The following is a 12,456-nucleotide window of genomic DNA, read 5'->3' on the forward strand; positions in this document are numbered from 1 at the left end:
CTGGATTGTTAAACCGTATTTCCTTAATCTTGCCCCCCTCGATACGCTGCACCCAACTTTTTACAGGACTGTCGAGCCCATACCTTCCCCAAGGTTATCCACGGTCCTTTTTTATTCCCGCCGGCAGTCCGGCGTTCCGCGCCAGTTTTTCGGCCCGGTCAACAGGAGCAGGTCATGTCTGAAGTCCGTCATTCGCGAGTGATTATTCTCGGTTCCGGCCCTGCCGGTTACAGCGCTGCGGTCTATGCCGCCCGTGCCAACCTCAAGCCACTGCTGATCACCGGCATGCAGGCTGGCGGTCAGCTGACCACCACCACCGAAGTCGACAACTGGCCGGGCGATGTTCACGGTCTCACCGGCCCGGTGCTGATGGAGCGTATGCGCGAGCACGCCGAGCGTTTTGAAACCGAGATCGTCTTTGATCACATCAACGCCGTGGACTTCGCTTCCAAGCCGTACAGCCTGACTGGCGACAGCGCGACCTACACTTGCGACGCCCTGATCATCGCCACCGGCGCCAGCGCTCGTTACCTGGGCCTGCCGTCGGAAGAAGCGTTCATGGGCAAAGGCGTTTCGGCCTGCGCGACCTGCGACGGTTTCTTCTATCGCAACAAGCCTGTTGCAGTGGTCGGTGGCGGCAACACCGCTGTTGAAGAAGCGCTGTACCTGGCCAACATCGCCAGCACCGTGACCCTGATCCACCGTCGCGAAACCTTCCGTGCCGAGAAGATCCTGATCGACAAGCTCAATGCCCGTGTGGCTGAAGGCAAGATCATCCTCAAGTTGAACGCCAATCTGGACGAAGTCCTGGGCGACAACATGGGCGTGACCGGTGCGCGTCTGAAGAACAACGACGGCAGCTTCGACGAGATCAAAGTCGACGGCGTGTTCATCGCCATTGGCCACACTCCGAACACTTCGCTGTTCGAAGGCCAGTTGACTTTGAAGGACGGTTATTTGGTGGTGCAGGGCGGTCGTGACGGCAACGCCACTGCGACCAGCGTTGAAGGCATCTTTGCCGCCGGTGACGTGGCTGACCACGTTTACCGTCAGGCCATCACCTCGGCCGGCGCTGGCTGCATGGCGGCACTGGACACCGAGCGTTACCTGGACGGTCTGCAGAACGCTTCGTTCTAAGATCGCAGGCATAAAAAAACCGGCTTCGGCCGGTTTTTTTATGTTCATTCAAATGTGGGAGCGAGCAAGTTCGCTCCCACAGAGAATGTAATGGGGCTGAGATTAGCGGCGGGTCAGGGGCGGCGCGGTGAACTTCACACCGGCCAGACCACTAGCGATCAACGCACGAATATTGCCGTGATCACTGCCCTCAGGCGTGGCCACCACCGAACGGTAATGTTCGCCAAACGCCAGCAGCGCTTCCTCATCGCTCAAGCCTTCCAGCAGCGCCAGACCCAGGGTCTTGCACGAACCTTCGTTCTGCCCGGCGGCGTTTTCCACGCCACCGTTGTTGAATGCCTGAGGCTGGTAGTCGTAACCGGCGGCTATGAAGGCCAGGGTGTCGGCGAAAACGTGTTCGCCGCTTTTGAGGCTGGCGCGCAGGGTGTTGAGATCACTCATTGGGTTTTCCTTTGGCGAACGCTGCTTGTTGTTCGGCGTTGGCTTCTTGCTGAAACTGGGCTTTCCACTCGGCGTACGGCATGCCGTAAACCACTTCGCGGGCGTCGTCGAGGCTGACTTCGATCTGACGTTCGTCGGCTTCGGCCTTGTACCACTTCGACAGGCAGTTGCGGCAGAACCCGGCAAGGTTCATCAGGTCGATGTTCTGCACGTCCTTGCGGCTGTCCAGGTGCGCAACCAGCCGGCGGAAGGCGGCGGCTTCGAGTTCGAGGCGTTGTTGCTCGGTCATGATGGGCTCTGTGCAGTCAATACGTGGCGCGGATGATAAAAGTCTGGCGACCAATGCGCCAGACTCGCTCAGCGGCTGGCGGCGAGGGTGATCGACACCGATTCGGCAAAACGCAGCGCGTGCGGCTTGTCGACTTCGACTTCGGCGTACAGCACTGAACCGTTGCTCATCACCAGATCGAGCAATTCCTGAGTCAGTCGTTCAAGCAGCGCAAAGCGGTTGCCCTCGACGTGGGCGATGATCGCCTTGGTGATGGTGCGGTAATTGAGTGCATGGTCGATGTCGTTATCACGCACCGCTTCCTGCGCGGCGTACAGAATGGTGACGTTGATCAGCACATCCTGCTTGTTGAGGATCTCGTCCTCGTTGATCCCGATAAAGGTGCGCAAGCGCAGATCCTTGACCCGGATGCGCGCCATTCCCGGTTGAAGTTGTGGCATTTACTTGCTCCGTCCAATCAATTGCAGGAACTCCTGGCGGGTGTTGCTCGAGTCGCGAAAAGCGCCAAGCATGACCGAGGTGTTCATGGTCGAATTCTGTTTCTCGACACCGCGCATCATCATGCACATGTGTCTGGCCTCGATGACCACGGCGACGCCGGCGGCATCAGTGACCTGTTGCACCGCATCGGCGATTTGCCGGGTGAGATTCTCCTGGATCTGCAGGCGTCGGGCGAACATGTCCACCAGTCGCGCGATCTTCGACAACCCCAACACTTTGCCGGTCGGAATATACGCCACATGGGCCTTGCCGATGAAGGGCAGCAGGTGATGTTCGCATAACGAGTACAACTCGATGTCCGCGACGATGATCATCTCATCGCTGTCCGAAGCAAACAGTGCGCCATTGACGATCGCGTCGACGCTCTGCTCATAACCGTGACACAGGTATTGCATGGCCTTGGCCGCACGTACCGGAGTGTCGAGTAATCCTTCGCGGTCGGGGTCTTCACCGAGGCCGATGAGGATTTCGCGGTAATTCTCGGGCAGGGAGCGGGTCATGGAACATCCTCGCGGGCGGGGTTATTTGACGTGCCGTCCGCCGTTGACGGTCAGGGTCGTGCCGGTGACATACGGGTTATCGAGCAGATAGCGCAGGCTTTGGTAGATCACTTCGCTGCCGGGTTCGATGCCCAGCGCGGATTTGGCCAGTGCCTTGGCGCGGTACACCGCGTCGTCGTCGGGATTGAACAATAGCAGGGCCGGCGCGATGCCGTTGACCTTGATTGCTGGCGCGTAGCGGGCGGCGAAGGACAGGGTCAGGCTGTCGAGCCCGGCTTTGCTCGCGCAGTAACCGATGTGCTTGCTGCTGCCCTTGCGGGTGACATCGTCGCTGATGTGGATGATGTCGGCGGGCGTCGATTGCTGGAGCAAACCGGCGCAGTGCAGGTTGATCAGGTAGGGAGCGAGCATGTGAATGTTGAACATGCGGCTGAACGCTTCGGCTTCACTGTCCGGAGTTTCCGCCAGCCATTCGGAGGCGTTGTGCACGATCGCCCGCAGGCTGTCGGTGAGAGCTTTCAATTCAGCGATGAATGCCAGGATGGTCGTTTCGCTGGAAAAGTCAGCAAATACACCAACGGCACCCAGATCCCGCAGCATTTGCACGCCGGGACGTTCGCTGCGGTAGGTGAAGATCACCGGGTGGCCGTCTTCCAGCAAACGTTGCGCGCAATGCAGACCGACGCGCTGGCCGGCACCGGTGATCAGGATCGGGGCGCAATTTGTGGTCATGAGTGGCTCGCATCGCGGTTGGAGCGAAACTATACCAGCGACGCGTGCCGTGGAACTACGGCGGCTTGCCTTAACGATTTTGTGTTGACGGCGTAACAGGCAAGGGGCGCGTTGGCGCACCGTTCAACCAGTTCGCCAACAACCGTGTCGACAAGGGAATAAAGAAGTAAACCATCAGTGGCGTCAGGCAGGCCGTGCTGATCAACACCCGTGGCAACAGACTCATGTCTGCGAGGAGCGGGCCGAGGACAAAGTTGAACAGCAGTGATACCGGAAAGAACGCCAGCCAGATCGCAACGGCCTGTTTCCAGCGCGGCGGACGTGCACCGATTGCGCCCGTTCCGAACCAGCCCTCGATGCCGCTGACGCGGTGTTCTTTCGGGTGTGCAAACAGATCGCTGCCACGGTCCAGCCACGCTGTACGCGAAGCCGAATGCTCCCACGCATGCAAAGTCTGCTCATCGACAAAGCGGAAAATGATCTGGAATTCGTTATCGCCGGGCGGCGGGGCGAGCACGCCGGAGCCCAGATAGCCAGGAAAGTCGGTGGCCAATTGTTCGCCTTCGCGCAGCCAGATGATCAGATCCTGATAGCGGCCATCGGCGACGCGGCGCGCGACCATTAGCGTAACGGGTGAAGTAGACATTATGTATCTCCGTATCTCCGTATCTCGGTGCGTCGCTCCGGGTAGGAGTTTCGCCTGACGCAGGCCTGGGTAGTGGCTTGCGTATTTCAACTAGCAAGGATTATTCCTTATTTTCCTGATTAAACCAGTGGCTTTCGTCGCAGATCATCGCGGGGTTAGAATAGGATCCAAGCCCACAAGGACGTTGAACGTACTATGCCTGTCATGACGGACGTCAGCCCTGCCTCGCAGGCATCTGTTGCGCTCGAGCGCGAAGATCTTTTCCCCATTCGGGAAGTTTCACGGTTGACCGGTGTCAACCCGGTCACCCTGCGCGCTTGGGAGCGACGCTATGGTTTGATTCAACCGACGCGCACCGAAAGTGGGCATCGTTTGTATTCGATGTCAGATATCGAGCGCGTTCGCAGCATCGTCGATTGGATCGACCGAGGTGTGGCGGTCAGCAAGATTGGCAAGATCCTCGCTAAAACCGAACCGCTGAAGGTGCTCGCACACATCATCCCCGATGATTTGGTGCAGGCCGACTACCAGCAATGGCAGCACCAGTTGCAACGTGCGGTCAGTGCTTTCGACGATTTCGAACTGGATCGGGTTTATGGTCAGATTTTTTCTTCGTACGCTTTGCCGGTCGTGTTTCAAGACATCTTGATGCCGCTCTGGCGGCAATTGCTGCAGCGTCAGGAAGCCTTTGGTCAAACCAGTGAGTGGCTGTTTCTCGATGGATACCTGCGCGCGCGGGTGCTGCAGCGAATCATCGTTCTGCGCGGCTCACAGCCGCGCAAGATCATTGTCAGTGCCCTGGCCGGTCAGTGCCGCGAACTTGAATTGCTGGTGGCTGCGCTGTTTCTCAGTAGCAGCGATTCGGGCGTGCGGGTGCTCACCACCGGCCAGCCGTTCGACGAGCTGACGCTGGTTTGCGAGAAGATCAAGCCACAGGCTCTGGTGCTGTTTTCCAACCACGCACCGGCCGCGGAATTGCCACGGCGTTTGAATCGGTTGGCCTTGAGTCTTGATTGTCAGTTGCTGCTGGCGGGGGATGCATCCGATCTGGCACAGGAAAGCCTCAGCGGAACTTCGATTGGTTGTGTTGGCAACGAAGGGGCGACGATGCGTCAGCGTCTGATGCAGATACTGGCAGGCAAGCTCGATACCTGAGGCTCAGGTGTGCAGGGCGGGATGGGTCAGGCGGTGTTGTTGCAGAATGAACTGGCGCAGGCGTTCGGTTTCATCCGCATCGCTTTGGCTCAGTTCGTAGGCGTAGAAACCGCTTTCGGTTTCCCGTTCGAATTGGCCGCGCAGTGAAATCCGCTCATAGCCGGAAGGGCTGAACCACAACGCGAAATGCTTGGGGGGTTTGGTCTTGTTGCGCATTTCCAGCAGTACGCCTTTGTGCGAAACCTCGTGAACCCACATCGTGCCCGGTTGGCCTTTGGCGTTTTCCAGCGCCACCGGCTCTTCGAGGGTAAGCCGCCATGGGCGCACCATCGGGCCGTCTTCGTAAATGCTCGGCACGCCGAGGCGCAGGTGAAGCGCATGAAACTCGTCTTCCACCAAGTGCAGTGGAAAAGTCATCTGTTGATTTTCGAAATTGGCCTGAATGGTGACTTGCTCATGAGCGGCCAGGCGCGTGAGCAAATCACGGATCTGCGAACCACCATTAACCAATAGACTCGACGTCGCATCCCGCACGTTCAATTGCGGGTTGTGCTGCATGGTCTGGATGAAATCCAGCTCATCCTGGGTCAGGAGGGCGTCGCGTTGCATGGTGCGCTCGAAAGTAATAGTTACAAAGTCATTGGTGATTGTAGTTACTGACCATCAGTTCGCTGTTTTGTTTGCGCCGTTCGTCGCTTTCAAGGCAGCCAGTTCACTTTGCAGGGCCGCGACCTGCGCCTCCAACTGCGCCACTCTTTGCTGTGCCTTGACCTGAACGGTCACGTCCTTTTGTACCCCGATAAAGTACGTCTGCCCGTCATCGGCGTTTTTCACCGTTGACACCGACAGTTCATTCCAGAACGGCGTGCCGTCCTTGCGATAGTTGCGCAGGATTTCCCGGCATGAACCATTGCGGCGCAGTGTTTCGCGAATCAGCTCCAGACTTTCTTGATCCCGGTCTCCGGCCTGCAGAAAGCGGCAGTCCTGATAGAGAATTTCCTCGCTGGTGTAACCGGTCATGCGTTCGAAGGCCGGATTGACGTAAATCAGGATGTTGTCCTGTTCACCTTCCTTCTCCGCGACCACAATTCCGTCGTTTGATGCGTTGATTACCAATTGCAGCAGACTGGCGTTGATCATCTTTGAATCCTTTCAGAGTTGTCAGTGGCGGGCATTTTAAAAGATCAGTGGAAGCTGTCTATAGGCCAGCAATGCGCATTGAGAGCCAATCGCAACTTCTTGGCTCAGGCTGTTAATATCGCCGCTCATTTTTTCAGTTTCAGGATCAGATTGATGAAAGTCGCCATCCTCTCCGGTTCGGTCTACGGCACCGCCGAAGAAGTCGCCCGCCACGCCCAGAACCTGCTGAAAGCTGCCGGCTTTGAAACCTTCTACAACCCGCGCGCCAGCCTGGCCGATATCCAGTCTTTCGCGCCTGAAGCGTTTCTCGCGGTGACTTCGACCACCGGCATGGGCGAATTGCCGGACAATCTGCAACCGCTGTATTCGACCATTCGTGATCAATTGCCGGCCGCCTGGCGCGGTTTGCCGGGCGCAGTGATTGCCTTGGGCGATGCCAGCTACGGCGATACCTTTTGCGGTGGCGGTGAGCAAATGCGTGAACTGTTCGCCGAGCTTGGCCTGCGTGAAGCGCAGGACATGCTGCGCATCGACGCCAGCGAAAGCGTCACCCCGGAAACTGACGCCGAGCCTTGGTTGGCGCAGCTGATCGATACACTCAAGGGTTGATCGGCCGCTCGCGCACCAGGGCCAGCCAGGCTTGTGCAGCGTTCGACAGATAAGCGCCCTGACGCCAGATGAACGCGATGTCCCAGCGCAAATAGTCCGGCGCTCGCAAGGTCAGGCGCACCACGCCGGGTCGCACCAGGCCGCGCGCGACCACGCTGGGCAAGAGCACCACGCCTTGCCCGGCAGCCACCAGTGCCGCGAGAAAATCCGCCTGACCACTGCGTCCACCTTCTTTGGGTGTGAAACCCAGTTGCTGACAGGCCTGCAGCAAACGGTCGTTGAGCACAAAGCTGCGCTGATACAGCAGAAACGGCGTGTCGGCCAACTCCTCCAGACCAATCTCACCCCGTTTCGCCAATGGGTGATCCATCGGTAACAGGGCGTCGAGTTTCTCGTCGCAGAACGGCTGAAAGTCGAACTGTGGATCTTTCGGCAACAGGCTGCCGCCCAACTCCAGTTCACCGCTCAACACCGCTTGCTCAATGTTGCGACTACCCCCCTCAAGCAACTGAATGCTGATGTTCGGGTAGCGTCGGCGGTATTCGGCAAACAGCCCGGCAAACAGTGCATCACTGCCCAGCAGTGGCAAACCGAGGCGTAATTCGCCACGGGCCAGGTGGCTGAGGTCGTCCAGTTCAACGAGCAACTCATTGCGCAAGCGCAGCATGCCTTCGGCCCGTTGCAGTACCACGCTGCCGGCGGCGGTCAGGCGTAACTGTGAGCCCAGCCGTTCGAGCAACGGCGTGCCGAGGCTCTGTTCCAGTTGCGCGACTTGTTTACTCACCGCCGATTGACTGATGTGCAGGGTTTTCGCGGCTTGAGTAAACCCGCCCTGATGCATGACTTCGACAAAACTGCGTAGCTGTTTGAATTCCATTCGCCTGATTCCGTTTTGGAATGGCTTTGAGTCTAACAATTCGCTTCAGGGATGGGAGGTCGCTTCGTAAAATGAGCTCCAGTCAGGAGCAAAACCATATGAACGCCGCCACCCTTAAGTATCTTTCCCGTTTATTCGCCGAGCTGGCCGTGTTGCTCGGCCTCTACCTGCTCGGCTGCCGACTCGCCACGTGGCTGGCCCTGCCGATTCCCGGTGGCGTGATCGGCATGGCGCTGTTGCTGCTGACGTTCGCCTTTGGCTGGATCAAACCCGCAGCGCTGCAACTGGGCGCAGGCTTACTGATGGCCGAGATGTTGCTGTTTTTCATTCCGGCGCTTATGAGCCTGCTGGATTACGGCGCGCTGTTGCGCAATGACGGCTGGCGGATTCTGCTGGTGATCGGCGCCAGCACGTTGATGGTCATGCTGGTGACAGCGTTCACCGTAGAGTTGGCTGTGCGCATGAGGCGTTCCCATGAAGCTTGAACTGATGCCGATGTTCTGGCTCGCCTTCACCCTGTTGGCGTACCTGTTCAGCCGCTGGATTTATCGCCGCACCGGGCGATACCTGTTGTCACCGCTGATTCTGGTACCGGCGTTGCTGCTGGCACTCGCCGTGCCGCTGCACACTGCTTACGCCGAATATTCGAGCAATACCCATTGGCTGATGCTGGTGCTTGGCCCGGTCACCGTCGCCTTCGCCGTGCCGATCTGGCAGCAGCGGCGCCTGCTGATGCGGCACTGGCCAGCATTGCTGCTGGGCATGGTCGCCGGCAGTGCGGCATCGATCGGCACCTCGTTCGGGCTGGCCAAGGCGTTGGCGCTGGACAGTTCGGTAACGATGTCACTGGTGCCGCGTTCAATCACCACGCCGTTCGCCATGCCGCTGGCGCAGGATCTGGGTGGCGTGCCGGAACTGACCGCGGTGTTCGTGATGTTCACCGGCGTGTTCGGCGCGATGCTCGGCGGGGTGCTCTTGAAGTGGTTGCCGTTGCGCAGCGCCTTGGCGCGTGGCGCGCTGTTCGGTGTCGGCGCGCACGGTGCTGGCGTCAGTCGGGCGCATGAAGTCGGCGGCGAAGAAGGCTCTGTGGCGGGTCTGGTGATGGTGTTGACCGGGTTGCTCAACCTGTTCGCCGCGCCGTTGTTGGCGTCGTTGCTTTGACCTGGATCCAAGGTGTTTGCGTTGCTGACCCGCTCAGTCATCAAGCTGGCTGGCAATGCAACTACGCGATCGACTGCGCCTGACTAGACTGCACAGACGTGCAAAACAAGAAGAACGCAGAGGTGCATACAGTGAGCGTAGCCCCCGTCCAATCGTCCCTTAATGTCAAAGACCAGGTCAGCGCCGCGGAATGGCAGACCCGAGTCGATCTCGCCGCCTGTTATCGTCTGGTCGCATTGCATGGCTGGGACGATCTGATCTTCACCCATATTTCCGCCAAGGTGCCGGGCACCGAAGATTTCCTGATCAATCCGTTCGGCCTGATGTTCCACGAAATCACTGCGTCGAGCCTGGTGAAAGTCGATCAGGCCGGCAACAAACTCATGGACAGCCCTTACGAAATCAACCCGGCGGGTTACACCATTCACAGCGCCGTACACGAAGTACGGCACGATGTGGTTTGCGTGCTGCATACACACACGGCCTCGGGTGTGGCGGTGTCGGCGCAGAAGCAGGGCGTGTTGCCGATTAGCCAGCAATCATTGTTCGTGCTGTCGAGCCTGGCCTATCACGGCTATGAAGGTGTTGCGCTTAACCACGAAGAGAAGGCGCGCTTGCAATCTGACCTGGGCGAGAACAATTTCCTGATGCTGCACAACCACGGTCTGCTGACTTGTGGCGGCACCATCGCCGATACCTTTCTGATGATGTTCACCTTCCAACGCGCCTGCGACATCCAGGTGATGGCGCAGACCGGCGGCGCTGAACTCATCGCCATCGAACCGCAGATTCTGGCAGGCGCCAAGGCGATGATCGCCGGTGTCACCAAAAGTGCACAAGGCATGGGTGGCGCGCTGGCCTGGCCGGCGCTGCTGCGCAAACTCGATAAACAAGACCCCGGATATAAACTCTAATGCCTCTTGCCGAGATTCCTCTGTGTGTCTGGCGCAAGCGCAGCCAGACGTTTGTCTTTCGTGGCCAGCCGATCCGTTACTGGACGACGGGGCAGGGCGAGCCGCTGCTGCTGATCCACGGCTTCCCGACCGCCAGTTGGGACTGGCATTACCTGTGGCAGCCACTGGCCCAGCGTTATCGGGTGATCGCTTGCGACATGCTCGGTTTCGGCGATTCGGCGAAACCGGTCGATCACAGCTACAGCCTTCTTGAGCAGGCCGATCTGCAACAGGCGTTGCTTGCACATTTGCAGGTCGAGCAACCGGTGCACATCCTCGCTCACGACTATGGCGATAGCGTCGCGCAGGAACTGCTCGCGCGGCATTACGAAGAGCAGATCGAGGTTGCCAGTTGCGTGTTTCTCAACGGTGGGTTGTTCCCGGAGACCCATCGCCCCGTATTAATGCAAAAACTGCTGCTCAGCCCATTGGGCTGGATGATCGGCCGCGCGTTTACCCGCGACGCGCTGGTGAAAAGCTTCCGCCAGATCTTCGGCCCGCAGACCCGCCCGAGCGAAAGTGAGCTGGATGATTTTTGGAGCCTGATCGACAGCAATCACGGCCCGCGGATCATGCACAAACTGATCGGCTACATTCCTGAGCGCCGCGTGCAACGTGACCGCTGGGTGGCGGCGATGCAGCGCGGTGAAGTGCCGTTGCGGGTAATCGATGGTGAAGTCGATCCGATCTCTGGCGTTCACATGGTCGAGCGTTACCGCGAACTGATTGCCGATGCAGACACCGTGCTGTTGCCGGGCATCGGCCACTATCCGCAGACCGAAGCGCCGGCGCAGGTGCTCAAGCATTACCTGGCGTTTCGCGAACGCTTCGTGCTGCCACCGCGCAAAGTAGCGTGTTCCTGAAAGGTCAATAGATCGCAGACGGCGGCGATCTATTGATCTGGCTCCGCATCATCCCCCAGCCTTATCGCGCACCATTCAGCCCCAGCCGTGTTTGTTGTGACCGAAAGCCCCGTGCCTGACACTCGGAGAACTGTCCCTAGGCCTGCTGGAGTTGCCGTGATGAATGAGTCTGTGCGTTTCGAAGATAAAGTCGTAATCGTCACCGGAGCCGGTGGTGGCCTCGGACGCGCACACGCATTGTTGTTCGCCAGACAGGGCGCAAAAGTGCTGGTCAATGACCTCGGCGGCTCCACTCAGGGCGAAGGCGCCAACGCTTCTGCGGCCGACCGAGTGGTCGCGGAAATTCGCGAAGCCGGCGGCATCGCCGAAGCCAACCACGACTCGGTCACCGACGGCGACAAACTCGTACAGAACGCTCTCGACGTCTTCGGGCGTGTCGACGTAGTGGTCAACAACGCCGGGATCCTGCGTGACAAGACCTTCCATAAAATGGAAGACGCTGACTGGGATCTGGTCTATCGCGTTCACGTCGAAGGCGCCTACAAAGTTACCCGCGCCGCGTGGCCGCACCTTCGCGAGCAAAACTATGGTCGCGTGATCTTCACGGCTTCCACTTCAGGCATCTACGGCAACTTCGGCCAGTCCAACTACGGCATGGCCAAGCTGGGTCTGTACGGCCTGACCCGTACGCTGGCCATCGAAGGCCGCAAGAACAACATCCTCGTCAACGCCATCGCGCCAACCGGCGGCACGCGTATGACCGAAGGCCTGATCCCGCCGCAAGTATTTGAGCAACTGAAGCCGGAACTGGTCAGCCCGTTGGTGGTGTACCTGGCGAGCGAGCAGTGCCAAGAGACTTCCGGGCTGTTCGAGGTCGGCGGTGGCTGGATGGGCAAAGTGCGTTGGGAACGCAGCTTGGGCGCCGGGTTCGATCCACGTGTGGGATTTTCGCCGGAAGATGTCGCGGCGCATTGGCAGCAGATTTGTGATTTCGAAGGCGCGGCGCATCCGCAGGACAACATTGAAGCGCTGAAGGAAATGATGGCGAATTTGCAGAAGTATTCGCTCTGATTTCTGCGCAGCAACCGACAGGGCTCAGTCGAGCCCTGCCATCTCCCCGCTAAAATCTCCCTTCCCGGCAAAATCCATCACCCATAAAAAAGGCCGCTGCAAACGCAGCGGCCAAGGTAAGACGTTGGATCAAGGAGCTACAAATCAACGTCAGTGAACACCAGGGTGATCAACCGAACACCTTCGATTGATCTGAAATCTGTCAGCAATGGCCTGATTTACTCAGTAGCCAAGGCTAGGGGCTTTGCGGCGTATCCCGTGAAAGCCCGCTCAGAATACGGATTTGAATCTGTAGGAAAAATAGCGATTCCGGACATGCACTGTTACGGGGCATGCAACAGTGCCTCGCACCATGCGTTGCGCTGATGATCAACTATCCAG

General features: G+C 58.7%; 17 protein-coding genes. 8 read left to right on the forward strand and 9 right to left on the reverse strand.

Translation table 11 applies throughout. The features are described from left to right. Positions 1–174 precede the first annotated feature (174 nt). Positions 175–1,137: a thioredoxin-disulfide reductase gene (gene trxB / locus ACA043_RS04420; RefSeq protein WP_095190882.1), complete on the forward strand. Its 963-nt coding sequence runs from the start codon at positions 175–177 to the stop codon at positions 1,135–1,137. 102 nt (positions 1,138–1,239) lie between these two features. Here trxB and ACA043_RS04425 read toward each other — a convergent pair whose 3' ends face one another. The 6 genes from ACA043_RS04425 to ACA043_RS04450 all read right to left on the reverse strand — a co-directional run bounded on the left by ACA043_RS04425 (position 1,240) and on the right by ACA043_RS04450 (position 4,246). Beyond that, positions 1,240–1,578, reverse strand: coding sequence for a HopJ type III effector protein (locus tag ACA043_RS04425; RefSeq protein ID WP_497616476.1), 339 nt, complete (start codon positions 1,576–1,578; stop codon positions 1,240–1,242). Further along, a complete protein-coding gene (locus ACA043_RS04430) occupies positions 1,571–1,867 on the reverse strand; it encodes a DUF1244 domain-containing protein (protein WP_187676807.1) in 297 nt (98 codons plus the stop codon). The genes ACA043_RS04425 and ACA043_RS04430 overlap by 8 nt, the downstream gene beginning before the upstream one ends. Before the next feature lie 68 nt (positions 1,868–1,935). Then, positions 1,936–2,307: a dihydroneopterin triphosphate 2'-epimerase gene (gene folX / locus ACA043_RS04435; RefSeq protein ID WP_053117178.1), complete on the reverse strand. Its 372-nt coding sequence runs from the start codon at positions 2,305–2,307 to the stop codon at positions 1,936–1,938. Further along, the gene (gene folE / locus ACA043_RS04440; protein WP_187676808.1) at positions 2,308–2,868 is read right to left on the reverse strand and encodes a GTP cyclohydrolase I FolE; all 561 of its coding nucleotides are present in this window, start codon (positions 2,866–2,868) and stop codon (positions 2,308–2,310) included. A gap of 21 nt (positions 2,869–2,889) precedes the next feature. Beyond that, entirely contained in the window at positions 2,890–3,600 is a 711-nt protein-coding gene (gene folM / locus ACA043_RS04445) for a dihydromonapterin reductase (protein WP_497658675.1), read from the reverse strand. Between the two features lie 70 nt (positions 3,601–3,670). Then, positions 3,671–4,246: a putative antibiotic biosynthesis monooxygenase gene (locus ACA043_RS04450; protein WP_305441452.1), complete on the reverse strand. Its 576-nt coding sequence runs from the start codon at positions 4,244–4,246 to the stop codon at positions 3,671–3,673. Positions 4,247–4,441: 195 nt separating this feature from the next. On the opposite strand from ACA043_RS04450, the gene ACA043_RS04455 reads away from it, so the two are divergent. Continuing rightward, positions 4,442–5,401: a MerR family transcriptional regulator gene (locus ACA043_RS04455; protein WP_401267918.1), complete on the forward strand. Its 960-nt coding sequence runs from the start codon at positions 4,442–4,444 to the stop codon at positions 5,399–5,401. 3 nt (positions 5,402–5,404) lie between these two features. Here the strand turns inward: ACA043_RS04455 and ACA043_RS04460 are convergent, their stop codons facing one another. Together ACA043_RS04460 and ACA043_RS04465 are read right to left on the reverse strand one after the other, a co-directional pair. Next, positions 5,405–6,010, reverse strand: a complete 606-nt coding sequence (locus tag ACA043_RS04460) for a hypothetical protein (protein ID WP_187676812.1) — start codon at positions 6,008–6,010, stop codon at positions 5,405–5,407. A 54-nt stretch (positions 6,011–6,064) separates the two neighbouring features. After that, positions 6,065–6,541, reverse strand: a complete 477-nt coding sequence (locus ACA043_RS04465) for a PAS domain-containing protein (protein ID WP_187676813.1) — start codon at positions 6,539–6,541, stop codon at positions 6,065–6,067. A gap of 153 nt (positions 6,542–6,694) precedes the next feature. Between ACA043_RS04465 and ACA043_RS04470 the strand changes: the two genes are divergently transcribed. Next, a complete protein-coding gene (locus ACA043_RS04470) occupies positions 6,695–7,150 on the forward strand; it encodes a flavodoxin (RefSeq protein WP_187676814.1) in 456 nt (151 codons plus the stop codon). Here ACA043_RS04470 and ACA043_RS04475 read toward each other — a convergent pair. After that, positions 7,140–8,027 carry a LysR family transcriptional regulator gene (locus ACA043_RS04475; RefSeq protein WP_497658676.1) on the reverse strand — a complete coding sequence of 296 codons (888 nt, stop codon included), beginning with the start codon at positions 8,025–8,027 and terminating at the stop codon, positions 7,140–7,142. The genes ACA043_RS04470 and ACA043_RS04475 overlap by 11 nt on opposite strands. Before the next feature lie 98 nt (positions 8,028–8,125). Here ACA043_RS04475 and ACA043_RS04480 point away from each other — a divergent pair, with 98 nt between their 5' ends. The 5 genes from ACA043_RS04480 (at position 8,126) to ACA043_RS04500 (ending at position 12,075) form a co-directional block, all read left to right on the forward strand. Then, on the forward strand, positions 8,126–8,512 hold the full coding sequence (locus ACA043_RS04480) for a CidA/LrgA family protein (protein ID WP_497658677.1): 387 nt from the start codon (positions 8,126–8,128) through the stop codon (positions 8,510–8,512). Then, a complete protein-coding gene (locus ACA043_RS04485) occupies positions 8,502–9,188 on the forward strand; it encodes an LrgB family protein (protein WP_497658678.1) in 687 nt (228 codons plus the stop codon). The genes ACA043_RS04480 and ACA043_RS04485 overlap by 11 nt, the downstream gene beginning before the upstream one ends. Before the next feature lie 131 nt (positions 9,189–9,319). Next, positions 9,320–10,102: a class II aldolase/adducin family protein gene (locus ACA043_RS04490; protein ID WP_187676818.1), complete on the forward strand. Its 783-nt coding sequence runs from the start codon at positions 9,320–9,322 to the stop codon at positions 10,100–10,102. Further along, the gene (locus ACA043_RS04495) at positions 10,102–11,004 is read left to right on the forward strand and encodes an alpha/beta fold hydrolase (protein ID WP_497658679.1); all 903 of its coding nucleotides are present in this window, start codon (positions 10,102–10,104) and stop codon (positions 11,002–11,004) included. The genes ACA043_RS04490 and ACA043_RS04495 overlap by 1 nt, the downstream gene beginning before the upstream one ends. Before the next feature lie 159 nt (positions 11,005–11,163). Beyond that, on the forward strand, positions 11,164–12,075 hold the full coding sequence (locus ACA043_RS04500; RefSeq protein ID WP_497658680.1) for an SDR family oxidoreductase: 912 nt from the start codon (positions 11,164–11,166) through the stop codon (positions 12,073–12,075). The last annotated feature ends 381 nt before the right edge of the window (positions 12,076–12,456 follow it).

Source organism: Pseudomonas sp. LBUM1648 (assembly GCF_059716145.1).

Excerpts from the sequence above, each read along its gene's own strand:
- trxB (WP_095190882.1), top strand. The coding sequence starts at position 175 with ATGTCTGAAGTCCGTCATTCGCGAGTGATTATTCTCGGTTCCGGCCCT.
- ACA043_RS04425 (WP_497616476.1), bottom strand. The coding sequence starts at position 1,578 with ATGAGTGATCTCAACACCCTGCGCGCCAGCCTCAAAAGCGGCGAACAC.
- ACA043_RS04430 (WP_187676807.1), bottom strand. The coding sequence starts at position 1,867 with ATGACCGAGCAACAACGCCTCGAACTCGAAGCCGCCGCCTTCCGCCGG.
- folX (WP_053117178.1), bottom strand. The coding sequence starts at position 2,307 with ATGCCACAACTTCAACCGGGAATGGCGCGCATCCGGGTCAAGGATCTG.
- folE (WP_187676808.1), bottom strand. The coding sequence starts at position 2,868 with ATGACCCGCTCCCTGCCCGAGAATTACCGCGAAATCCTCATCGGCCTC.
- folM (WP_497658675.1), bottom strand. The coding sequence starts at position 3,600 with ATGACCACAAATTGCGCCCCGATCCTGATCACCGGTGCCGGCCAGCGC.
- ACA043_RS04450 (WP_305441452.1), bottom strand. The coding sequence starts at position 4,246 with ATGTCTACTTCACCCGTTACGCTAATGGTCGCGCGCCGCGTCGCCGAT.
- ACA043_RS04455 (WP_401267918.1), top strand. The coding sequence starts at position 4,442 with ATGCCTGTCATGACGGACGTCAGCCCTGCCTCGCAGGCATCTGTTGCG.
- ACA043_RS04460 (WP_187676812.1), bottom strand. The coding sequence starts at position 6,010 with ATGCAACGCGACGCCCTCCTGACCCAGGATGAGCTGGATTTCATCCAG.
- ACA043_RS04465 (WP_187676813.1), bottom strand. The coding sequence starts at position 6,541 with ATGATCAACGCCAGTCTGCTGCAATTGGTAATCAACGCATCAAACGAC.
- ACA043_RS04470 (WP_187676814.1), top strand. The coding sequence starts at position 6,695 with ATGAAAGTCGCCATCCTCTCCGGTTCGGTCTACGGCACCGCCGAAGAA.
- ACA043_RS04475 (WP_497658676.1), bottom strand. The coding sequence starts at position 8,027 with ATGGAATTCAAACAGCTACGCAGTTTTGTCGAAGTCATGCATCAGGGC.
- ACA043_RS04480 (WP_497658677.1), top strand. The coding sequence starts at position 8,126 with ATGAACGCCGCCACCCTTAAGTATCTTTCCCGTTTATTCGCCGAGCTG.
- ACA043_RS04485 (WP_497658678.1), top strand. The coding sequence starts at position 8,502 with ATGAAGCTTGAACTGATGCCGATGTTCTGGCTCGCCTTCACCCTGTTG.
- ACA043_RS04495 (WP_497658679.1), top strand. The coding sequence starts at position 10,102 with ATGCCTCTTGCCGAGATTCCTCTGTGTGTCTGGCGCAAGCGCAGCCAG.
- ACA043_RS04500 (WP_497658680.1), top strand. The coding sequence starts at position 11,164 with ATGAATGAGTCTGTGCGTTTCGAAGATAAAGTCGTAATCGTCACCGGA.